This is a genomic window from Agromyces hippuratus, from assembly GCF_013410355.1.
Taxonomy (GTDB): Bacteria; Actinomycetota; Actinomycetes; order Actinomycetales; family Microbacteriaceae; genus Agromyces; species Agromyces hippuratus.
Window position 1 is genome coordinate 3,858,598 of the sequence record NZ_JACCFI010000001.1, and the last position, 20,686, is coordinate 3,879,283.

At 70.7% G+C, this 20,686-nt stretch carries 21 protein-coding genes; 10 read left to right on the forward strand and 11 right to left on the reverse strand.

The genetic code is table 11. The features are described from left to right. Positions 1–6: 6 nt before the first annotated feature. Positions 7–906 carry an ROK family protein gene (locus tag BJY17_RS18070; RefSeq protein WP_218889950.1) on the forward strand — a complete coding sequence of 300 codons (900 nt, stop codon included), beginning with the start codon at positions 7–9 and terminating at the stop codon, positions 904–906. Here BJY17_RS18070 and BJY17_RS18075 read toward each other — a convergent pair. Beyond that, entirely contained in the window at positions 883–2,478 is a 1,596-nt protein-coding gene (locus BJY17_RS18075; RefSeq protein WP_179552598.1) for a LacI family DNA-binding transcriptional regulator, read from the reverse strand. The two genes, BJY17_RS18070 and BJY17_RS18075, sit on opposite strands and share 24 nt — an antisense overlap. 84 nt (positions 2,479–2,562) lie before the next feature. On the opposite strand from BJY17_RS18075, the gene BJY17_RS18080 reads away from it, so the two are divergent. The 4 genes from BJY17_RS18080 (at position 2,563) to BJY17_RS18095 (ending at position 5,919) form a co-directional block, all read left to right on the forward strand. Beyond that, complete coding sequence (locus tag BJY17_RS18080; protein WP_179552599.1) at positions 2,563–3,156, forward strand: DUF416 family protein; 594 nt, start codon at positions 2,563–2,565, stop codon at positions 3,154–3,156. Positions 3,157–3,248: 92 nt separating this feature from the next. Then, positions 3,249–4,346, forward strand: a complete 1,098-nt coding sequence (gene dapE, locus BJY17_RS18085) for a succinyl-diaminopimelate desuccinylase (protein ID WP_179552600.1) — start codon at positions 3,249–3,251, stop codon at positions 4,344–4,346. A 25-nt stretch (positions 4,347–4,371) separates the two neighbouring features. After that, entirely contained in the window at positions 4,372–5,604 is a 1,233-nt protein-coding gene (locus BJY17_RS18090; RefSeq protein WP_246303766.1) for a hypothetical protein, read from the forward strand. A gap of 141 nt (positions 5,605–5,745) precedes the next feature. Beyond that, on the forward strand, positions 5,746–5,919 hold the full coding sequence (locus BJY17_RS18095; protein WP_067875042.1) for a DUF3117 domain-containing protein: 174 nt from the start codon (positions 5,746–5,748) through the stop codon (positions 5,917–5,919). A gap of 158 nt (positions 5,920–6,077) precedes the next feature. Here BJY17_RS18095 and BJY17_RS18100 read toward each other — a convergent pair whose 3' ends face one another. Next, a complete protein-coding gene (locus BJY17_RS18100; protein WP_179552601.1) occupies positions 6,078–6,710 on the reverse strand; it encodes an O-methyltransferase in 633 nt (210 codons plus the stop codon). 91 nt (positions 6,711–6,801) lie between these two features. Between BJY17_RS18100 and BJY17_RS18105 the strand changes: the two genes are divergently transcribed. Continuing rightward, on the forward strand, positions 6,802–7,197 hold the full coding sequence (locus tag BJY17_RS18105) for a twin-arginine translocase TatA/TatE family subunit (RefSeq protein ID WP_179552602.1): 396 nt from the start codon (positions 6,802–6,804) through the stop codon (positions 7,195–7,197). Positions 7,198–7,215: 18 nt separating this feature from the next. Here the strand turns inward: BJY17_RS18105 and BJY17_RS18110 are convergent, their stop codons facing one another. Continuing rightward, complete coding sequence (locus tag BJY17_RS18110) at positions 7,216–8,766, reverse strand: succinic semialdehyde dehydrogenase (RefSeq protein ID WP_179552603.1); 1,551 nt, start codon at positions 8,764–8,766, stop codon at positions 7,216–7,218. 89 nt (positions 8,767–8,855) lie between these two features. On the opposite strand from BJY17_RS18110, the gene BJY17_RS18115 reads away from it, so the two are divergent. Together BJY17_RS18115 and BJY17_RS18120 are read left to right on the forward strand one after the other, a co-directional pair. Next, complete coding sequence (locus BJY17_RS18115) at positions 8,856–10,232, forward strand: MFS transporter (protein ID WP_179552604.1); 1,377 nt, start codon at positions 8,856–8,858, stop codon at positions 10,230–10,232. Next, positions 10,232–11,785, forward strand: coding sequence for a pyridoxal phosphate-dependent decarboxylase family protein (locus BJY17_RS18120; protein ID WP_179552605.1), 1,554 nt, complete (start codon positions 10,232–10,234; stop codon positions 11,783–11,785). Before BJY17_RS18115 ends, BJY17_RS18120 begins: the two co-directional genes overlap by 1 nt. Before the next feature lie 2 nt (positions 11,786–11,787). On the opposite strand, the gene BJY17_RS18125 is transcribed toward BJY17_RS18120, so the two are convergent. From BJY17_RS18125 to BJY17_RS18150, 6 genes are all read right to left on the reverse strand, one after another. Then, positions 11,788–12,165 carry a hypothetical protein gene (locus tag BJY17_RS18125; protein ID WP_179552606.1) on the reverse strand — a complete coding sequence of 126 codons (378 nt, stop codon included), beginning with the start codon at positions 12,163–12,165 and terminating at the stop codon, positions 11,788–11,790. 65 nt (positions 12,166–12,230) lie between these two features. Then, positions 12,231–12,518 carry a hypothetical protein gene (locus BJY17_RS18130; RefSeq protein WP_179552607.1) on the reverse strand — a complete coding sequence of 96 codons (288 nt, stop codon included), beginning with the start codon at positions 12,516–12,518 and terminating at the stop codon, positions 12,231–12,233. Positions 12,519–12,576: 58 nt separating this feature from the next. Continuing rightward, positions 12,577–13,500, reverse strand: coding sequence for a hypothetical protein (locus BJY17_RS18135; protein ID WP_179552608.1), 924 nt, complete (start codon positions 13,498–13,500; stop codon positions 12,577–12,579). Between the two features lie 4 nt (positions 13,501–13,504). Continuing rightward, entirely contained in the window at positions 13,505–14,707 is a 1,203-nt protein-coding gene (locus BJY17_RS18140; protein ID WP_179552609.1) for an Mrp/NBP35 family ATP-binding protein, read from the reverse strand. Next, positions 14,694–15,215, reverse strand: a complete 522-nt coding sequence (locus tag BJY17_RS18145; protein ID WP_179552610.1) for a DUF1003 domain-containing protein — start codon at positions 15,213–15,215, stop codon at positions 14,694–14,696. Before BJY17_RS18145 ends, BJY17_RS18140 begins: the two co-directional genes overlap by 14 nt. Further along, positions 15,202–16,530 (reverse strand): magnesium transporter MgtE N-terminal domain-containing protein, encoded by a 1,329-nt coding sequence (locus BJY17_RS18150; protein ID WP_179552611.1) that lies wholly within the window; start codon positions 16,528–16,530, stop codon positions 15,202–15,204. The genes BJY17_RS18145 and BJY17_RS18150 overlap by 14 nt, the downstream gene beginning before the upstream one ends. A gap of 79 nt (positions 16,531–16,609) precedes the next feature. Here BJY17_RS18150 and BJY17_RS18155 point away from each other — a divergent pair, with 79 nt between their 5' ends. Both BJY17_RS18155 and BJY17_RS18160 read left to right on the forward strand, forming a co-directional pair. Further along, entirely contained in the window at positions 16,610–17,353 is a 744-nt protein-coding gene (locus tag BJY17_RS18155; protein WP_179552612.1) for a general stress protein, read from the forward strand. A 65-nt stretch (positions 17,354–17,418) separates the two neighbouring features. Beyond that, complete coding sequence (locus BJY17_RS18160) at positions 17,419–17,760, forward strand: TIGR02611 family protein (RefSeq protein WP_246303768.1); 342 nt, start codon at positions 17,419–17,421, stop codon at positions 17,758–17,760. A 167-nt stretch (positions 17,761–17,927) separates the two neighbouring features. Here BJY17_RS18160 and BJY17_RS18165 read toward each other — a convergent pair whose 3' ends face one another. Continuing rightward, positions 17,928–19,505, reverse strand: coding sequence for an aminopeptidase P family protein (locus BJY17_RS18165; protein WP_218889951.1), 1,578 nt, complete (start codon positions 19,503–19,505; stop codon positions 17,928–17,930). Between the two features lie 86 nt (positions 19,506–19,591). Next, positions 19,592–20,608 carry an endonuclease/exonuclease/phosphatase family protein gene (locus tag BJY17_RS18170; RefSeq protein ID WP_179552614.1) on the reverse strand — a complete coding sequence of 339 codons (1,017 nt, stop codon included), beginning with the start codon at positions 20,606–20,608 and terminating at the stop codon, positions 19,592–19,594. Between the last annotated feature and the right edge of the window lie 78 nt (positions 20,609–20,686).

Here is a 20,686-nt window from a genome sequence, read left to right on the forward strand (position 1 = left end):
GGCACCGTGACACGAAACCGGATACCGACGATCGAACTCGGCGGGACCCACGTTGCAGTGGCCGTCATCGACACCAGCGCCCGCGCCATCGTCGACGGCACGTATCGGACCCGACCACTGAATTCGGGCGGCGACGCCGATGACATCCTCGAGGGCATCACCGCTGCGGCTCGCGCACTCGGCACCGACCACGGCCGGCAGTGGGCGGTTGCGGTTCCGGGCCCCTTCGACTTCGTCGAGGGCATCGCGCAGTACTCCGATGTGGGCAAGTTCGACGCGCTCTACGGGATCGATCTCCGCGCGCGACTCGCCGCTGCCCTCGCTGCGAACGCGGTCTCGTTCACCTTCGTCAACGACGCCGACGCGTTCGCCCTCGGTGAGCACGCAGCAGGCGCGGCGCGCGGCCTGTCGAGGTTCTGCTGCGTCACACTCGGCACCGGCGTCGGCTCCGGGTGGGTGGTCGACGGCGAGCGCACCGATGGCGCCGCGCCGGGCGGTGAGTTGCACCTGCTCGAGTTCGAAGGGCAGCGCATCGAGGCGCGGATGTCGCGTCGAGCGATCCGGGCAGCGTATGCGCGGCGGACGCGGCTCGCGGCGGCGGTGCCCGATGTCCGGGAGATCGCCGACCTCGCTCGCAGCGGCGACCCGGTCGCGCGCGAGGTGTTGGAGGACGCGTTCTCGTATCTCGGCCGAGCGCTCGCCGACCCGCTTTCCCGGTTCGAAGCGGAGGCGCTCATCGTCGGCGGGACCATCGCCCGCTCGTGGGACCTCCTCGAACCACCCCTCTCCGCCGGGCTCGGTCGACCCGGCCTCCCGGTCATCCGGGCCGAGCTCTCCCACGAAGCACCGATGATCGGTGCCGCCTGCGCTGCCGAAGGGGCGCTACTCGATTCGCAGGTCTTCTGAATCCGGATCGCGTCCCGCCGTCGACCGGCGGGGCGTGAGACGCATCGGGAGCACGACGTGTTCGGCGGGACGAGTGCGATCGGTCAGTCGCGAGAGGGCCAAGCGGGCGGCGTGGTGCCCGACCTCTTCGACATCTCCCGCCACGGTGGTGATCCCCATGACGCGCGCCCATTCGGGTTCGTCGATGCCGATCACGGCAGGGACATCGCCCATGCTCGTCGCCGACAGTTCCTCGAGGACGCCGAGGAGGATCCGGTTGTTTCCCGCCACGATGGCTGTCGGCGGCGCCGGGAGCGCCAGGAGTTCGCGGGTTCGTGCGCGTGATGACGCGACGTCGTGCGCGTCATCGCGCAGCAGATCGCGCCACGACGTTGACGGGGCTCCGTCGAGGACTGCGGCCATGCCCTCGAGCCGCTCTCGATAGGTGGGAAGCCAGGCGTAGTCGCCGACGAACGCGATACGGGTGTGACCGGTGTCGAGGAGGTGCCGGGCGGCGAGGCGACCGCCCAGGCGATTGTCGAACACGACGGAGTCGGCATCGAGATGGACCGGGGGACGATCGACGAACACGACCGGGACTCCGCGCGCCTGCACCTGCGCGTAGTGGGCATGATCCGACATCGCCGAGACCACGACGAGCGCCTTCGCCTGCCGGCTCGCGAGGTCATCGACGATGCGCCGCTCCTGCTCCTCGGACTCTCCTGAGGTGGCGACGGTCAGGTGCATCCCCTGCCGCCGGATCTCGTTCTCCATGCTCTGTGCCAGCACGGAGTAGAACGGGTTGGTGAAGTCGCCGCCGATGAGCCCGATCGACTCGGCGAGCTGCCCGCTCGCCAGCATGCTCGCCGCGGCATTTCGCTGGTAGCCCAGCGCCGTCGCCGCGGCAAGCACTTTCGCGAGGGTGTCCTTGCTCACGTACTGCTCTCCGCCGAGAGCCCGTGACGCCGTCTTCAGGCTCACCCCGGCGCGATCGGCCACCTGGGCGAGGGTGACCCTCTGCGCGTGTTCGCGTGCGTCCTGCATGACCCTCCTTGGCGCGCGGTGGAGCAACGACACGATAGCTCCTGCAGCCGTCGTCCCGGTTGCGCCCCGCGGTGGGCGTCGAGTTCTCGGGTCTCCCGGGCGTGCGCGAGAGATCGAACCGACTCGACGCTCGCGCCGGATCCAAGACCAGTGCTGGAATATGATCCCACTCGACGACGAGCCGAGGTGAGGTGAGCATGGATCCCGCTGGACGAACTGCCCTCCGCTCTGCCGCGTTCGACGACGACGCCACGACCGTCGCCGAACTCGTCGCCGCCGGTTGCTTCCCGGACGCCGAGAGGACCGGCCGGAATGATCGGCAACCGTGACGTCGCCCAGTACTTCGACGACACCGACCGCGCCGATGCTCGTGAGGGGGCCTGATTGAACCTCCTGGACCTGCGTGTCGAGCTCGATGTCCGACGTATTCCCGAGGGCGCCTACAGCATCGGGGTCGACCGCGACGAGTCGTACTGTGTCGTCGCTGCAGCCGGCGGATTCCGCGTCTTCTACAGCGAGCGAGGCAACCGCAACGACGAACGAGGGCACGGAACCGAGGCAGCGGCCTGTCGAGATCTCCTCGAACGGCTCCTTCGGGACGCGTCGGTCATGGGATTCCGACACGGAGGACCGATGGCGAGGTACGAGGAGGCGGAGATCGCAGCAAGGCTCACCCGCTTGGGTCGGGTTGAGAGGACCGCATTCGCCGCGGCGTGTGCGGAGCGGCTGTGGCCGTTGTTCACACGGTGCGCCGAGGTCGCGGAACACGCGGATGCCACGGTCGTGCGCGGAGTGCTGGACGACCTCTGGCGTGCCGTGAATGGTGCCGACGTCTCAGGTATCGCGCAGTTGCAGGGCGTCGCCGAGGCGATGGTCCCATCGGATGACGACGAATGGGTCTTCGAGATGGGCTACCTGCAGAACGCTGCTGCGTCCGTGGCGTACGCGATCCGGGTCTGGCTCACCGGTAGCCCTCAGGAGGCCGTATGGGCTGCACGTCAGGTCTATGAGGTGGCCGACTACGCCGCCCGACGACTGCATCCCGACCTCGACGTGAACGCGCCGAATGCCGAACGGGAGCTCCTTCGGACTGCAGTCGTGCAGGGAGCCCTCTCCGGCCTGTCGGATGACCTCGCTGCGGTCGAGTCACACACGGCCGGTGGGTGGGCCAGCGTGCAGCACCGAGCCCGACAGGGTGGTGCAGCGTGGGCTCGGTCGTTGCCGTAGCGCCCGCGAGCGTCGGCGAAGCGCGGGGGAGCGGGGCATCCGACCGTCGAGCGTGCCACTCGCGGACCCGATGCCCCGAATAGACTCGGGGAATGCCCGCCGAATCACCGCTCACGCTCGACCTGACCGCCGATTCCGTCGCCATCACGCAGGTGATCTGCGACGTGCCGAGCGTATCGGGCGATGAGTCGCTGCTCGCCGACCTCGTCGAGCAGACGCTCGCCGGGGCATCCCACCTCGAGGTGATCCGCGACGGCGACACGATCGTCGCGCGCACGAACCTCGGCCGAGAGCGCCGGGTCGTGATCGCCGGACACCTCGACACCGTGCCGATCAACGAGAACCTGCCGACCCGCTTCGAGACCGAAGACGGTGTCGAATACCTGTGGGGCCGCGGCACGGTCGACATGAAGGCGGGCGTGGCCGTGCAGCTGAAGCTCGCGCTCGAGCTCACCGACCCCATCGTCGACCTCACCTGGATGTGGTACGACAACGAGGAGGTCGCCTCGTCGCTCAACGGCCTCGGCCGGCTCTCCCGCAACCGACCCGACCTCTTCGTCGGCGACTTCGCCATCCTCGGCGAACCCTCGAACGGCCAGGTCGAGGGCGGCTGCAACGGCACGCTCCGCGCCGAGGTGTGGACGACCGGGCTGCGGGCCCACTCGGCGCGCAGCTGGGTCGGCGAGAACGCCATCCACAAGCTCGCCCCGGCGCTCGCCAAGCTCGCCGAGTACCAGGCGGAGACCGTCGAGGTCGACGGCCTCGCCTACCGTGAAGGGCTGAACGCCGTGCTCGTCTCGGGCGGCATCGCGGGCAACGTGATCCCAGACGAAGCCGTGCTCACCGTCAACTACCGCTTCGCGCCGAGCCGCAGCGTCGCCGAGGCATCCGCGTTCGTGACCGAGTTCTTCGACGGCTTCGAGGTGGCGATCGTCGACAGCGCCGAAGGCGCGAGGCCGGGGCTCGACGACCCGCTCGCACAGCAGTTCGTGCGCGCGGTCGGCGCCGAGGCGCGCCCCAAGTACGGCTGGACGGATGTCGCGCGCTTCAGCGCACTCGGCATCCCGGCCGTGAACTTCGGCCCCGGGGATCCGCTCAAGGCGCACGCCGACGACGAGCGGGTCGACATCGCCCAGATCGTGCACACCGAGGTCGCGCTCCGCGCATGGCTGACCGGCACGTCCGCCTGAGCGGCCGCGACCGAGCGAGGATCGCATGACCACGTCGTCGGCCGCTCTGCGCGAACCCGATCCGTTCCGCGCGACGCGCTGGTCTCCGCGTGTGCGCTGGCGGCTCGCTCCGTGGTGGGCGAAGGTCGTCGCGGTCTTCCTCGGCGCCCGGGTGATCACCACGGTCATGGTGCTCGTCATGGCGAGCCTGCAGGGCTCGAACCCGTGGACCCGGGCTCGACCGGGCTACTTCGAGTACGCGAATCTCTGGGATGCCCGGTGGTACCAGATCATCTGGCTCGGCGGGTATCCGCGGGAACTGCCGCTGACCGAGACGGGCCAGGTCGCCGAGAACGCGTGGGCGTTCCTGCCGGTCTACCCGACGCTCGTCGGCATCGTGACCTGGTTCGGGGTGCCGTGGAACGCGGCATCCGTCATCGTGTCGCTCGCCGCCGGTCTCGGAGCCGCGCTCGTGACGTACCGGCTCATGTCGCGGTTCCTCGAGCCCGACCGGGCGCTCTTCGCCGTCGTGCTCTTCTGCGTCGCACCGGTCTCGCCGATCATGCAGTTCGGCTACGCCGAATCACTCGGTCTGCTGTGGCTCGCGCTCGCGCTGCTCCTGCTCGTCGATCGACGATACGGATGGCTCGTGCCCGTGCTCGCCGTGTGGGCGTTCACACGGCCCGGGGCGCTCGCCTTCGCGCTCACGCTCGGCCTGCACTGGGTGTGGCGCTGGTACACCCGGCGGAGCGACCCGTTCCCGATGCGGCAACGGGTGCTCGCGGCATCCGTCGCCGTGTTCGCGGGACTCGTGGGTCTCGCGTGGCCGGGGGTCGTCTGGGCGGCGACCGGGGAGCTGCACGGCTACACGGCGACCGAACTCGCCTGGCGCTCCGCGTACATCGGCTACCAGGAGCTCGTGCCGTTCACGGCGTGGTTCCAGTCGGCCGACTGGTGGCTCGGCCAGCCGATCGGCCCGATCGTGGTGGTCGCACTCATCGCCGGGTTCGCGGTGACGCTGTTCCTGCCCGCGGTGCGCCGCCTCGGCGTCGACCTTCGGTTGTGGCTCGCGAGCTACGCGCTGTACCTGCTCGCGGTGTTCTTCCCGCAGTCGAGCACGTTCCGGCTGCTCGCGCCGATGTACCCGCTCGTGGGGGCGATGGCGGTGCCACGGTCGCCCTGGTACCGATGGGGGATGGTCGCGCTCTCTCTCGTACTGCAACTCGGATGGCTGCTGATCGCATGGGGGATCGACGGCCGGGACTGGACGCCTCCCTGATGGGAGCATGAATCCGGGCTATCGGAGGATGCCCTCCGCCTGTGGGAAGTCCTCAATCGGGTTGTCCACAGGCGTGCGGCGATTTCTCAGCACCGCCTGTGTTAGCAGATAATGGAATCTCAGCCACGAAAGGGGAGCTCAATGGCGGCCATGAAGCCACGCACCGGAGACGGGCCGATGGAGGCTGTGAAGGAAGGTCGACTCATCATCGTTCGAGTTCCACTCGAGGGTGGTGGGCGCCTCGTCGTCTCGGTGAACGATGCTGAGGCCAAGGAGCTGTACGACGTCCTCGGCGGCGTCGTGAATCCCGCCTGAGTCACACGTCACTCGAATCGAGCCCCGAGATCTCTCGGGGCTCGAGTCGTTTGTGCTGGGTGAGCGTGTCGAAACCTCGAGCGTGTCGATGCACGTCGACTGGTTTCGACAGGCTCAACCCGCACAGGCTCAACCCGCAGAGGCTCAACCAGCGAGCGTCAGACGCCGAGCTTCACGATCTGCAGCAGTCCGTCGCCGGCGGGCGAGATCGCCGTCGCCACAGCGGACGACGTCGACAGCTCCGAGACGAGGGTGCGGTACGCGCTCGCCGATTCGTCGCGTCGTGCGGGATCGGCCACGCGACCCTTCCAGAGCGCACGCGCCACGAGCACGATGCCGCCGGGCTTGGCCAGGCGCAGGCCGTGCTCGGCGTATTCGATGACCGACGGGGCGTCGGCGTCGATGAAGACGATGTCGTACGAGTTCTCGTTCATGCGCGGCAGCACTTCGCTCGCTCGTCCGGCGATGAGTCGCACACGGGCGGCGGCGATGCCGGCGTCGGCGAAATGCTGGCGGGCGTGCTGCTGGTACTCGTTCTCGGTGTCGATCGAGGTGAGCAGGGCACGGCGCGCAGCCTGCAGCATCCAGAGGCCGGAGACTCCGACTCCGGTGCCGACCTCGATGATCGACTGGGCGCGCGATGCGGCGGCGAGCACGGCCAGCTGCGCACCGACGGCGGGCGAGACCGGCTCGACGCCGAGCTCGAGTGAAACCTGACGAGCCTTGGCGATCGACTCGGTCACGGCGACCGCGTCGTCGACGTACTTCCAGTTCAAGTCGTGTTCGGACACGTGGCGGCTCCCGGATGCATCTCTCAGCCACTAAGCCTATTGCGCCGGCGGCGTGTCGTTCGTACGCCTCGCCGCCGACTATCCTGTAGGGATGTTCGGTGGACTGACGTTCGACAAGCTCCTCATCGTGGGTGTCATCGCGGTCTTCCTGCTGGGCCCGGAGCGACTGCCGCACTACGCCGCGCAGCTCGGGCGGCTGGTGCGATCGCTGCGCGACATGGCCAACGGTGCCAAGGATCGCATGCGCGACGAGATGGGCCCCGACTTCGACGACGTCGACTGGAAGAAGCTCGACCCGCGGCAGTACGACCCGCGACGCATCATCCGCGAGGCGCTCACCGACATCGACCCCTTCGCCGAAGAGGCGCCGGCGCCCGTGGTGGCGCGCGCCTCGGTCAACGAGAACTCGGCCTACCTGCAGCGCAAGCGCAAGCGCGACGGCCTCGGTGCCGACGAGCCCGCGCCGTTCGACTCCGAAGCGACCTGATCGGGTCGCGGGCGCCGCTCAGCGCAGGCGCAGCACCTTCAACGCCTGCGCGAGCAGCACGAGGAGCGGTGCCTTCTGCTCGTACTCCTGCGCCGTGCGCGGCAGTTGCAGGAGTCCCGTCACCGACGAGATCGTGACGGGCTCGACGAAGCGCAGCAGCCCGGCCTCGCCGTTGCGGCGACCGAGGCCCGACTGCTTGACGCCGCCCATCGGAGCCGCCACCGAGGCGAAGGAGCCGCGGTACCCCTCGTTGATGTTGACGCTGCCGGCCTCGAGGGCGTCGGCGACGCGTCGTGCGCGCCCCGGCGATGCGGTGAAGACGGCGGCGTTCAGGCCGTACTCGCTGGAGTTCGCCGCGAGCACGCCCTCTTCATCGCTGCCGATGAGGTAGAGCGAGGCGATCGCGCCGAAGGTCTCCTCGGCGTACACGAGCATGTCGGGCGTGACGCCCGTGAGCACGGTCGGCTCGAAGAACCAGGGGCCGATGTCGGGCCGGTGCTTGCCTCCGACGAGCACGACAGCGCCCTTCGCGACGGCGTCATCGAGGTGCGCCTGCACCCGGGCGAGCTGCGCGGCGCTCGCGAGCGACCCGAAGTCCGCACCGAAGCCGAGTCCGGAGCCGAGCTTGGCCGCCCGGAGTCGCTCGACGAGGGCGAGCTGGAAGGGACCGGCGACCTTCTGGTGCACGTAGATGCGCTCGATCGAGACGCAGAGCTGCCCCATCGCCGAGAAGGCGGCGTGGGCGGTGTTCGCGGCAGCAGTGGCGGGGTCGACGTCGTCGAGCACGAGCAGCGCGTTCTTGCCGCCGAGTTCGAGCGACGAGCCGATGAGGCGGCGCCCGGCCTTCTCGCCGATCTTGCGCCCGGTCGCGGTCGAACCGGTGAAGCACACGTAGTCCGCGACATCCGTCAGTGCCTCGCCGACCTCGGCCGCAGGGCCGGCGACGACCGCCCAGAGCGCCGCGGGCACGCCCGCGTCGATGAAGGCTCGGCGCAGCGCGAGGATCGACAGGGCGCCCTGGTCGTCGGCCTTCTGCACGACGCCGCAGCCGGCGGCGAGGGCGGGCACCACGTCCATCGCGGCGAGGCTGAGGGCGAAGTTCCACGGGGTGATGACGCCGACGACGCCCTTCGGGCGGAACTGCACGCGGCTCGTCGCGACGGTGGGCAGGCCGGAACGCACGGGCCGACCGTGCAGCACCTTGCGGGCGGCGAGGGCGTTGTAGCGGGTGACGGAGACCGCTTCGAAGATCTCCTCGAAGGCCTGGCCGCGCGTCTTGCCGCTCTCGAGCTGGATGAGGTCGAGCAGCATGTCGCGCCGTTCGAGGATGAGGTCGTGCGCCCGGAGCAGCACGCGTCGGCGTTCGGCGAAGCCTGCGCGGGCCCAGGCGAGCTGGGCGAGCTTCGCGCGGGCGAACGCGTCGTGCACGTCGTCGGCGCTCGATCGCGGCAGCTCGTGCAGCGTCTCGCCGGTCGACGGAGTCGGGACGGAGATGGTTTCGGAGCCGGAGGCGACGACATCGTCGGACAGGCTCGCGTACAGGTCGGGGGAGGCCGTGGGGGCGCGCATGCGCACAGTCTAGGACAGTCGACCCAGTTCTAGGTCAGTTGACCCAGTTCGCGGTCGGATGGCTGCCGCGGGGTGAGTACACTGCCTCCATGACCGCATCGGTGCGAACCCTGTCCCGCGGTGTCGTGGCCCGCTATGCGATCGGATCCATCGGCACCGGCGGCTTCGCCACGCTGCCCGGCCTCGTGCTCGTGTACTACCTGACCGACACCCTCGGCGTGACCGCGCTCGTCGCGGGTCTCGTCGTCACCGCGGCCAAGGTGTGGGACGTCGTGATCGATCCGTGGATCGGCGAACGCAGCGACCGCGCACTCGCACGCACCGGCACGCGCCGCACCTGGATGATCGTGGGCGCCATCGCGCTGCCCGTCGGGTTCATCCTCACGTTCGCGGTGCCGACGGGGCTCGAGCCCGGGGCATCCGGCATCTGGGTGTTCCTGGCGTTCCTTGCCACGGCGACGGCCTTCAGCCTCTTCCAGGTGCCCTACATCGCGCTGCCGGCAGAGCTCACGGCAGATTACGACGCGCGCACGCGACTCCTCACCTGGCGCGTCGTGGTGCTCACGGTCGCGATCCTGCTGTTCGGTGCCGGTGGTCCCGAGGTGCGCGCGATGTTCGCCGACGAGCACACGGGATACCTGGTGATGGCGATCGTCGCGGGTGTCGTGATCGGTGCGGGCATGCTCGTCGCCACCACGACGGCGGCGAAGGGCAGCGCATCGACGGATGCCGCGCCGCGCCGCGACATCCGTGCCGGCTACGCCGAGGGCTTCGCCGCGTTGAAGCGCAGTGCGGCGTTCCGCGCCCTGCTCGCCGCCTTCGTGCTGCAGGGCCTCGCAACGGGCCTCATGCTCGCCGGGGCGCAGTTCGTCGCGACCTGGGTGCTTCGCGACGAGCGTGCGGTGACGTTCCTCTTCGTGGCGCTCATCGGCCCGGCCGTGCTCTTCGCGCCGGTCTGGCAGGCCGTCGCCCGCCGCGTCGGCAAGGAGCGCGGGTTCGCCCTCGCGAGCACCCTCTTCGGCATCGCGGCGCTCAGCCTCGTCGGCATGATCTGGGCGCCGGGTGCGTGGGTGTACGTGCCCGTCGCACTCGCGGGCGCCGGCTACGCGGGCATGCAGTCGCTGCCGATGGCCATGCTGCCCGACGTGATCTCGCACGACGCCCGCACCCACGGCATCGGCCGCGCCGGCAGCTTCGGCGGCGTCTGGACCGCGGGGGAGACCGCGGGCATGGCGCTCGGCGCCACGGTGCTCACGATCGTGCTCGCCCTCACCGGGTACGTGGAGTCGATCGGTTCCGAGACGGTGACCCAGTCGCCGGCCGCGGTCGCGGGCATCGCGATCAGTTTCAGCGCGATCCCCGCGCTGCTCGTGGCAGCGAGCCTCGTGGCGCTGCGCAAGTACCCCCTCCGGCGCAGCGACATCGAGGCCGATGCCGCCGCCACGACCGCAGAGACGGTGGCATGATGACCGACTTCCGCCGCGAGGCATCCGAGATCCTCGCCGAACTCGAGGCGATGCGCGCACTCGACGCCCCGACCCACGGCGGCCGGGTGCTCTCGTACGTCTACGACTCCGGACTCGCAGAGCTCGACGAGCTCGCAGCCGGGGCAGCCCGCCTCGTGCAGCCCGTGAACGGCCTCGACCCGACGACGTTCACCTCGGTCGCTGCGATGGAGGCCGGCGTCGTCGGCTTCGCCCGGCGCGTGCTCGGTGGCGCCGGCGACGACGAGATCGTCGGCTCGGTCACCTCGGGCGGCACCGAGAGCTGCCTGCTCGCGGTGAAGTCCGCGCGCGACCTGTGGCGGTCGGTGCGTGCCGGCAGCCCGCGCGTGCCGCGCATCGTGGCCCCGGTCACCGTGCACGCCGCGTTCCACAAGGCCGCCGAGTACTTCGGGCTCGAGCTCGACCTCGTGCCCGTCGACCCGGTCACGGGCGTCGTGTCGGTCTCGGCGATCGAGGAACGCCTCGGCGACGACGTCGCGCTCGTGGTCGTGAGTGCGCCGTCGTACCCGTTCGCGGCGCTCGACCCGATCGCGGATGTCGCGGCGGTCACCGGCCCGCGCGGCATCGCGCTGCACGTCGACGCCTGCATCGGCGGCTTCGCGCTCGCCTTCTGGCCCGACGAGCTGCCGGCGTGGAACCTCTCGATTCCCGGCGTCACGAGCCTCTCGGCCGACCTGCACAAGTACGGGTACGCGCCGAAGGGCGTCTCGGTGCTGCTCACGCGTGGTCGTGACCGACAGCGGTTCCAGTACTTCGCCACGACCGCCTGGCCTGGTTACCCGGTCGTGAACCCCACCCTCACGGGCTCGAAGCCCGCAGGGCCGCTCGCCGCAGCCTGGGCGATCATCGAGGCGCTCGGCGAACACGGATTCTCCGAGCTCACCGCTCAGGCCGCTCGCGCCACCGCGGCGCTCCGCGAGGTCGTCGCGGGCATCGAGGGGCTGAAGATCGTCGGCACGCCGACCGGCCCGCTCTTCGCGGTCGCCACCGACGAGTCGGTCGCGGTCGATCGCCGCGTCGACCCGCACCACTGGGCGGATGCCGCGCGCTCGGCCGGCTGGCACCTGCAACTGCAGCCCGCGCTCACCCAGGCCGACGGCACCCGCCTGCCTCACACGACCCACCTCACGGTGACGCCGGTGACCGAGGCCGTGGTCGGCGAGCTGTCGACGGCGCTCGTCGCCGCGGCCGATGCCGTGCGCGGCGTGCCGCCCGTCGATGGGCAGATGCTGGTCGCCGGGCTCGCCGAGACGCTGCCCGGCGGTCTCGACGCGCTGGCCGGGGCATCCGCCGGTCTCGACTCGGAGGGGGCTGCGGGGCTGCTGCGCGCATTCGGGCTGCTGGGCGGTGCTGCGCCCCATGACGACGCCGCAGGGGCGGATGGAGCGCTGCCCGACCGGCTCGCGCCGGTGCTCGCGCTCGTGGGTGCGCTGCCGCCGCAGCTCACCGAGCGGTTGCTCGTCGAGTTGCTCGCGCGGGTCGTGGAGCCGCCGTCGACGCCTGATCGCGGCTGACGTCAGAGATCGAGGATGAACGCCCGCTCACCGGTCAGCGGGCGGAGCCGGTCGTCGATCGGGAACGGCACCTCGTACTCGACCACAGGTGCGTCGATGGCCCCGAAGTCGTCCTTCTTCAGCGTGAGCACCGCTGACGAGACCTCGGTGATGCGTACGCGAAGCCAGCTGCCGTCGTCGAGTCGCAGCTCGTACAGGTCGGCGAGGTAGCCGATACCCGTCGCCTCGAGCGTCTCCTCGGCGCGCAGCCAGTCGAGCGAGTCGGTCAGTGGGCGACCGAGCAGGTCGATGACGACGAAGCCCTCACCCTCGGGGCGCATCCACCCGAGCAGTTCACCGTCGCCGCGACGATGCGCGATCCAGTCAGCAGGTACCGTCATGCCTTCGAGGCTACCGAAGGCGGCGGTCGCGAAGGGTCGTGCACGAGGCCGCTTCGCGTCGTGACTCAGGTCGTGGGGATCCGGCCGGCCGGGTCGACCGTGATCACGACGGTCTGCACCTTGCGGTTGAGTGCACGGTAGACCACGTAGATCAGCCAGAGGCCGCCGGTGAGCAGCACGAGGATCAGGTTCCAGAACCAGCCGATGCGCTTGTTCTTCGAGACCACGGCCTGGCCTGCGGCGACGGACTGCACCGTCCAGCCGCGCTGCGCGTACTTCGCCACCTCGGCGTTGAGCAGTTGTGCGCGCGACTCGTCGGAGAGCGCCGCGGGTGCCGGGTTCGGTGTGGTCATGCCCGGATTCTATCGAGCGTCGACCCGGGTGCACCTGTGCAGCACCTGCGGACCGCCGTCACTCCAGCCCGCAGCGCTCGCCGTAGTACGCGTAGAGCTCGGCCTTCAGCGCGTCGTCCGACGATCGGTCGAGCCTGCCCTCGCGTCCATCGCTCGTGCGGATCTCGAATGGCAGGATCGTGCCGCGCTTGTCGTCGGCGATCGCGTGCGCGTCGCAGCGGGCCGGACGCACCGGCAGCGTGATCGTCACGGGGTCGCCGCCGACGGCCACCTCGGTGTCGAGCGGCCAGTCGACGCCGCCCTCGGCGTTCAACAGGGTCGTGCCGTACACGCGGTCGATCACGAACGAGCCGGCGGCGTCACCGGCAGCGGATGCCGCGGGCACGACCTCGACGTCGATGAACGCGCGCCGTTGGGTGCCGCTGCCGGTCGAGCGCAGGTGCTCGGGCATCGTGATGGCGGCGACCTGCTCGACCGATTCCGCGAGGCACTCCGAGTTCGCCACCCGGGCGAGGGTGCCGTGCGGGTCGTCGGCCGTGAGTTCGCCGGTGGACGCCCCTGCTCGGGTCTCGACGTCGAGCAGGATCGTCGCCTCGGGCACCGACGACTCGGTGTCGCTGTCGTCGTCGGTGTCGGTGTCGCAGACGCTCGCCGACAGCGGCAGGCGGATCTGCAGGGCGTCGCCCGGCGCGATCTCGAACGATTCGCCCCGCACCATGCCGGGTGCGAGGGACGGCGAGAGGACCTCGAGCCGTTCGACGGTGACGGGGGCGTCTCCGTCGTTCTCGATGCGCACCACGAGCCGGTGCGCCTCGATGTCGAGGCGGCCCTGCTGCACGCGGGCGAAGAGGCCCTCGGGCAGCTCGGCGGCGGGAATCCGGGCCAGCGGAGCGCAGGCGGCGAGCCCGAGCGTGGTCGCGGTGATCGCGACGAGGGCGGCGAGGGGCATCGCGTGCCGGCGGGTCAGGCGGGCGCGCGACATCCGCTCACCGGACCGTGACGTCGAGTCGTCGGCCTGCCAGCGATCGGGGCACGGCGGCGAGCTGTGCGGCGACCTGCTCGATCGCGCGGGCGGCGGGGTCGTCGGGTTCGGCGAGCACGACCGGCATGCCGTCGTCGCCGCCACGGCGGAGCGCCACGCTGAGCGGCACGCTCGCGAGCAGCGGCACCGGCGCGGGCTGACCAGCCGAGAGGCGCTCGGCGACGATCGCGCCGCCACCCGCGCCGAAGAGGTCGAAGATCTCTCCGCCGGGCTGTGCGAAGCCGGCCATGTTCTCGACGACGCCCACGATCTTCTGCCCGGTCTGACGCGCGACGACGCCCGAGCGCTCGGCGACATCGGCCGCCGCAGGCTGCGGAGTTGTCACGACGACGACCTCGGCGTTCGGCAGCAGTTGCCCCAGCGAGATCGCGACGTCGCCCGTGCCCGGCGGCAGGTCGACGAGCAGCACGTCGAGGTCGCCGAAGTACACGTCCGTGAGGAACTGCGAGAGCGTGCGGTGCAGCATCGGCCCGCGCCAGGCGACAGCGACGGATGACGCGCGCCCGCCCGCTTCGGATGGTTCGACGAACATGCCGATGGAGATGACCTTCACGCCGTGCGCGACGGGAGGCAGGATCATCTCGTCGACCCGCGTGGGCCGGGCGGCGAGCCCCGACTCGTCGACGAGCCCCAGCAGGCCGGGAATCGAGAAGCCGTGCACGTCGGCGTCGACGAGCCCGACCGTGAGGCCGCGGGCGGCGAGCGCCACCGCGAGGTTCGCGGTGATCGTCGACTTGCCGACGCCGCCCTTGCCGCTCGTGACCGCGATCACGCGGGTGAGGCTGCCGGGTCCGAACGGGTTGCCGCGGGCCGCCTTGCCCCCGCGGAGGCGCTCCGTGAGTGCGGCGCGCTGCTCGGGCGTCATGACCGAGAGCACGACCTCGGCGTTGCCGTCGCCGACGACCGTCTCGGCCGCCTGCCGCACGTCGCGTTCGATGCGGTCGGAGGCGGGGCATCCGACGATCGTCAGGCGGATGCCGACCTCGACACTGCCGTCATCGCGCACGACGACGCGATCGACCATGTCGAGTTCGGTGACGGGCTTGCGGATCTCGGGGTCGATGACGCCCGTGAGCGCCGCACGAACGGCCGTCTCGATCGTGGCAGGGTCGGCCGCGGCGGGCCTGGTGGGGTCAGCGGCCGGCATGCTCCGCATCCTCCTCGTCGCGTCGGTCGAGCTCTTCGATGATCGAGCGCAGCTCTGCGCGGATGAACTCGCGCGACGCCAGGTCTTTCATGGCCAGGCGCAGCGCCACGACCTCGCGGGCGAGGTACTCGGTGTCGGCGAGGTTGCGCTCGGCGCGCTGCCGATCCTGCTCGATCTGCACGCGGTCGCGGTCGTCCTGGCGGTTCTGCGCGAGCAGGATCAGCGGTGCGGCGTACGAGGCCTGCAGCGAGAGCACGAGCGTGAGCGCGGTGAACCCGATCGCGATCGAGTCGAAACGCCACTCCTCGGGTGCGAAGGTGTTCCACACCATCCAGCCGATCGCGAACACCGACAGGCCGAGCAGGAAGCCGGGCGTGCCCATGCCCCGCGCCACCCACTCGGTGAAGCGGCCGAAACGGTCGCTGTCGCCCGAGCCGCGGAAGGACGGGGCGCGGCGGGTGCCCTTCGGGGTGTCGAATCGCCGCTCATCGGCGTCAGCGCGTGCCATCTCCTGCCCTCCTTCCGTGCGAGATGGGGATGCTCCCCGTCGTCAGCTGGGCTCGCGCGGCTGCGCGGCGCCCGACCTCGGCATCTTCGGGATGACTTCGCCAGTCATCGGGCAGGAGGTAGTCGAGCACGTCGTCAATCGTCACCACCCCGACGAGTCGATGCTTCTCGTCGACGACCGGCACCGACACGAGGTCGTAACTCGCGAGGATGCGGCTCACCTCGGCGGCCGACGTGTCGGCGCGCACGGGTTCGAGGCCCTGGTCGATGAGGGTGCCGAGCCGTTCGTGCGGGGGATAGCGGAGCATCCGCTGGAAGTGCACGATGCCGAGGAATCGCCCGGTCGGCGGCTCGTACGGCGGCAGTGTCACGCAGACCGCGGCCCCGAGGGCGGGCGGCAGGTCGTGACGGCGGATGAGCGCGAGGCCCTCGGCGACGGTCGCGTCGGCAGAGACGATGATCGGCTCGGGGGTCATGAGACCACCGGCGGTGTCGGGGCCGTAGGAGAGCAGGAAGCGCACGTCGTCGGCCTCTTCGGGCTCCATGAGCTCGAGCAGGTGCTCGCCGCGCTCTTCGGGGAGCTGCGCGATGAGGTCGGCGGCGTCGTCGGGCTGCATGTGGTCGAGCACGTCGGCGGCGCGGTCGTCGCCGAGGCCCGCGAGGATCACGACCTGGTCGGACTCGGGCATCTCTTCGAGCACGTCGGCGAGACGGTCGTCGGAGAGCTCTTCGGCGACCTCCTGACGGCGCTGCGCGGGCAGGTCGAGGAGCGTGTTCGCGAGGTCGGCCGGCTTCAGCTCGGAGTACGACGCGATGAGGTGCTCGGCGGACTGCGCCTCACCGGGCGGGTTCACCTCGCGCACCTCGCGCCAGGTGACGTAGGCCGACTGGCCCTTCGAGAACGGGGAAGCGCCCTTCGGCCGGCGCACGAAGAGCTGATCGACCTGCCATTCGCCGGGCTCGAGCTCCTCGATCGCGACATCCTCGATCGTGGCGTCGCCCGAACCGTCGGTGAAGGCCACCTTGCGCCCGAGCATCTCGGCGATCACGCGCACCTCGCCGCCGCGCTGCTCGAAGCGGCGCAGGTTGATGAGGCCCGTCGTGATGATCTGACCGCCGCCGATCGAGGTCACCCGGCCGATGGAGAGGAACACGCGGCGCTTGCCGGGGATCTCGACGATCAGGCCGACGACGCGCGGAGGGTCGTTCTTGCGGTACACGACGAGGACGTCGCGCACCTTGCCGACCCGATCACCGGCGGGGTCGAAGACGGCGCACCCGGCGAGTCGGGCGACGAAGACTCTCGTGGCGCTCACGGTTCCAACTTAGTCCCGGATGCCTCGAGCGCGGCCCGCTTCCCGGCCCGCGGCGCGCGCATCATGGGAGAATGGCCGGGTGAGCACTCAATCGCCGTTCGGCGGCCGTGTCGGCCGCGCCTACCCGATCCTGCCCAAGGGGGAGACGGTGGCGAGCTTCGAGACCTACGCCGAGGCGCAGTCCGCGGTCGACGCACTCGCCAAGGCCGAGTTCCCCGTGAAGGAGCTCGCGATCGTCGGCACCGACCTCACGAGCGTCGAGCGCATCACCGGCAAGCTCACCTGGAGCCGCGCCGCCGGCGCCGGCGCCCTGTCGGGTGCCTGGTTCGGCACCTTCCTCGGGCTGCTCTTCTTCATCTTCGCTCCGACGGGCGCCTCGCTGGGCATCCTCATCTCGGCGGTGCTCATCGGCGCCGGGTTCGGCATGATCTTCAGCGTCGTCTCGTATTCGGTGAACCGCCGCCGCCGAGACTTCACCTCGGTCGGGCAGGTGCTCGCGACCCGGTACGCGATCATCGCCGAGAGTGCGCACGTCGATCGCGCACGCAGCGTGCTCGGCGTCGATGCGCCGGCGCCCGAGCGGCCCGCGGCGACCCTCCCGGTCGAGAACGGCGGGCGACCGCTCAGCTACGGCGAGGCGACGGATGCCGCGAAGCGCGCCGCAGCCGAGGCGACCCGGGCCTCGCAGCCTCCCACTCGCCCCCGCTACGGGGAGCTCGCGCCGACGGCCGACGCCGGCGATGCGGCATCCGCTGCGCCGCAGGCCGACGGCGACGACGCCGAGACGTCGACGGCCGCCGAGCCGCCCGCTTCGGAGCGCTGACCCTCACCGCTTGCGACCTTCCGAGGTCGAGGCGACTTCCCAGACTCGCGATATATCGTGACCGGATGGTGACGAGGGACGAGATCGATCGGGAGATCGCCGAGGGCGAGCGACCTGATCGGCCGATCATGCGGATGCTCCGCGCCATCCGTCGCCGCATCGAACGCAGGCCCGGCCTGCGCCGCGCCTACCGCGTTGCCGTCGCCGTGCTCGGCGGCATGATCGCGACCGTGGGTCTGCTGCTCGTGCCGCTGCCGGGCCCCGGATGGCTCATCGTCTTCCTCGGCCTCGCCATTCTCGGCACCGAGTTCGCGTGGGCCAAACGGGTCGCCGCGTTCACCAAGCGCCAGCTCGCCCGCTTCTGGGCGTGGTGGCAGTCGCGCCGGGCCGCTCGTCCCGTCGCCTGACGGCTCCCAGGCGTCGATCCCTGCTACCGACAGCCACCGCGGGCACAACTGCGGATATACGATCTGGCGCGCCGTGGTCGGCGCCCAGTGCCCGGAGTGTCGGATCGTATATCCGCAGTTGCGCGAGCCGGGACGTCCGCCCCGGTCGTGCGTCGTGGGAGGGAGAGCTACCGAGCGCCGCCGCGCACCCAGGCCTCGACCTCGTCGGCCGTGCGGGGGATGCCTGCCGAGAGGTTCTCGGCGCCGCCCTCGGTGACCAGGATGTCGTCTTCGATGCGCACGCCGATGCCGCGGAATTCCTCGGGCACCGTGAGGTCGTCGGGCTGGAAGTAGAGGCCCGGCTCGATCGTGAAGACCATGCCGGCCTCGACCACGCCGTCCATGTACATCTCGCGCCGCGCCTGCGCGCAGTCGTGCACGTCGAGGCCGAGGTGGTGGCTCGTGCCGTGCACCATGTAGCGGCGGTGGAACTGGTTGTCGGGCTCGAGCGACTCCTCGGCCGAGACCGGCAGGAAGCCCCACTCGGCGGTCTTGCGGGCGATGACCTGCATCGCCGCGGCGTGCACCTCGCGGAACACGATGCCGGGCTTCACGATCGCGAACGCGGCGTCGGCGGCCTCGCGCACGGCCTCGTAGATCTTGCGCTGCACCTCGGAGAACGTGCCGTTCACCGGGAACGTGCGGGTGATGTCGGCGGTGTAGTAGCTGTCCATCTCGACGCCGGCGTCGAGCAGCACGAGGTCGCCGGGCACGACGGGGCCGTCGTTGCGGGTCCAGTGCAGGATCGTCGCGTGCGGGCCGGCGGCGGCGATCGAGTCGTAGCCGACGTCGTTGCCGTCGAGGCGGGCGCGGGTCGCGAAGACGCCCTCGATGACGCGCTCACCGCGCACCTCTGACGTGATGCGGGGGAGCTCGCCGATGACCTCGGTGAAGCCGCGCTGCGTCGCGTCGATCGCGGCGCGCATCTCGGCGATCTCGAACGCGTCCTTCACGAGGCGCAGTTCGGAGAGCACGCGGGCGAGCTCGGCGTCGGGCTCGTGCGAGCCGCCGACCTCGAGCGAGAACGGAGCGTCGGAGGCGTTCGTCGACAGCGCCTGCTCTGCGGCGAAGCGGATGCGGGCGTGGTCGACGCGCTCGGTGACGGATGCATCGGCCTCGCGCAGCACGAGCGTCGCCGTGTCGACGGCGTCGACGACCCGGTCGAACTCCTCGAGGCCGCGGGTCGCGATGTCGAGGTCGGCGGCGACGTGCGCGAGCGAGGGGCGCGGGCCGATCCAGAACTCGCCGATCGCGGGGTTCGCGTAGAACTCCTCGGAGTCGCGGCCGGCGCGCTCACGGAAGTAGACGGTCGCCTCGTGACCGTCGGTCGTCGGCTCGAAGACGAGCACGGCGCCGGGCTCGGAGTCGGAGCCCCAACCGGTCAGGTGCGCGAACGCCGAGTGCGCGCGGAACGGGTAGTCGGTGTCGTTGGCGCGCTGCTTCACGTCGCCCGCGGGCACGATGAGGCGCTGGCCCGTGAACGCCGCCGAGACCTTCGCCCGGCGTGCAGCTGCGAAGGACGCCTGCTCACGAGCCTGCGGCAGCGTCTCGTCGCGCTCGGCCCAACCGCTGCCGATGAAGTTCTTGAAACCCTCCGAGCCGGGCGTGGTCGAGCGGTTCGCATCGCGCACCGTCTCCTCGCTCGCGGTCGCGGTCGTGGCCGGAGCCGCCGTCTCGGTCGTGGAGGTGTCGCTGGTGTTGGCCATGCCGACCATTCTCCCACTTCACGCCGCACTGTTCCCTGTGCCTGTCGAAGGGCGGGCTTCGACAGGCTCAGCGAGCAGAGGCGCTCTCAGCGAGCGACGAGCGTCGACAAGATCGGGCGGTGATCGCTGCCCGCATCGTCGTAGCCCTCGAGCACCTCGAACGCCTCGACCTTCCAATTCGGGGTCGCCATCACATGGTCGATCGGGCTGCCGAAGAACGGCGGCACGTCGGTGGGCCAGGTGCCGAGACCGGCGGCACCGGCCTGCGCCGCAGCATCCGTGCACTGTCCCATGTCACCGCCGTCGATGCCGTGACCGGCGAAGTGATCGACCGTGGCGTTGAAGTCGCCTGCCATGATCACGTCGTCGCCGGCGCACTGCTCGGCCAGCCAGTCGAGGTCGCTGCGCCAGTTGCGCAGCTCCCAGCGGATGGGCGCGACCGCGTGCACGGCGACGATGCGGGGGCCGTCGCCGTCGGACGGGTCGGCCACGACGCTCGGCACCGTGTTCGTGTTGCCGGGCGGGCCCGGCACCTCGGGCGTGATCACGTCGTAGTCGCCGAGGTCGGGGCTGATCAGGATCGTCGTGGAGCGGGCCTTCGCGATGTCGTCGTAGGCGGCGGTGTGCACCCACATCGGGCTGCCGCCCTCGCGCATCGCGATCGCGACCTCCTCGCCGAGCGGCTCGGTCGTCTCGGGGAGCACGACGATGTCGGCGCCGCGCTCGATCGCGAGGTCGGCGATCGTCGACGCCTCGGGCACCTCGCCGAGGGTGTTCCACGAGAGCACCGTCACGGAGTCGGGCCCCACCTCGGCGGTGGAAGCCCCGAACCCGCGTGCCGTCAGCACCGCGACGTTGCCGACCGCGAACAGCGCGAACACGGCGGCCATCGCGAAGGCGAAGACTCGGATGGGGCGCACGAGCGCGAGCAGCAGGAAGACGATGACCGCCACGACTGCGCAGGCGGCCGCCGTGCCGCGCAGGGCGACGACGTGCGCGGCCACCCACTGGTTCTGCAGCCCGAAGGCCTGCGGCCACACGAGCACGAGCGCGATGGCGGCGGTGCCGAGCACGAAGACCCAGCCGAGGATGCGGGGGAGCATTCCACCAACCCTAGGCGAGGGCGCAGCGAGGATGCCGGTCGATGCGCTGCCGATCGGCTGGGAGTCCCCGGTGAAGTC

Bases quoted from the DNA above. Each gene is read 5' to 3' on its own strand.
- BJY17_RS18140 (WP_179552609.1), bottom strand. From the start codon at position 14,707: ATGCCGGCCGCTGACCCCACCAGGCCCGCCGCGGCCGACCCTGCCACG.
- BJY17_RS18080 (WP_179552599.1), top strand. From the start codon at position 2,563: ATGGCGAGGTACGAGGAGGCGGAGATCGCAGCAAGGCTCACCCGCTTG.
- BJY17_RS18170 (WP_179552614.1), bottom strand. From the start codon at position 20,608: ATGCTCCCCCGCATCCTCGGCTGGGTCTTCGTGCTCGGCACCGCCGCC.
- BJY17_RS18110 (WP_179552603.1), bottom strand. From the start codon at position 8,766: ATGCGCGCCCCCACGGCCTCCCCCGACCTGTACGCGAGCCTGTCCGAC.
- BJY17_RS18145 (WP_179552610.1), bottom strand. From the start codon at position 15,215: ATGGCACGCGCTGACGCCGATGAGCGGCGATTCGACACCCCGAAGGGC.
- BJY17_RS18120 (WP_179552605.1), top strand. From the start codon at position 10,232: ATGACCGACTTCCGCCGCGAGGCATCCGAGATCCTCGCCGAACTCGAG.
- BJY17_RS18125 (WP_179552606.1), bottom strand. From the start codon at position 12,165: ATGACGGTACCTGCTGACTGGATCGCGCATCGTCGCGGCGACGGTGAA.
- BJY17_RS18095 (WP_067875042.1), top strand. From the start codon at position 5,746: ATGGCGGCCATGAAGCCACGCACCGGAGACGGGCCGATGGAGGCTGTG.
- dapE (WP_179552600.1), top strand. From the start codon at position 3,249: ATGCCCGCCGAATCACCGCTCACGCTCGACCTGACCGCCGATTCCGTC.
- BJY17_RS18165 (WP_218889951.1), bottom strand. From the start codon at position 19,505: ATGGCCAACACCAGCGACACCTCCACGACCGAGACGGCGGCTCCGGCC.
- BJY17_RS18115 (WP_179552604.1), top strand. From the start codon at position 8,856: ATGACCGCATCGGTGCGAACCCTGTCCCGCGGTGTCGTGGCCCGCTAT.
- BJY17_RS18135 (WP_179552608.1), bottom strand. From the start codon at position 13,500: ATGTCGCGCGCCCGCCTGACCCGCCGGCACGCGATGCCCCTCGCCGCC.
- BJY17_RS18090 (WP_246303766.1), top strand. From the start codon at position 4,372: ATGACCACGTCGTCGGCCGCTCTGCGCGAACCCGATCCGTTCCGCGCG.
- BJY17_RS18130 (WP_179552607.1), bottom strand. From the start codon at position 12,518: ATGACCACACCGAACCCGGCACCCGCGGCGCTCTCCGACGAGTCGCGC.
- BJY17_RS18105 (WP_179552602.1), top strand. From the start codon at position 6,802: ATGTTCGGTGGACTGACGTTCGACAAGCTCCTCATCGTGGGTGTCATC.
- BJY17_RS18160 (WP_246303768.1), top strand. From the start codon at position 17,419: ATGGTGACGAGGGACGAGATCGATCGGGAGATCGCCGAGGGCGAGCGA.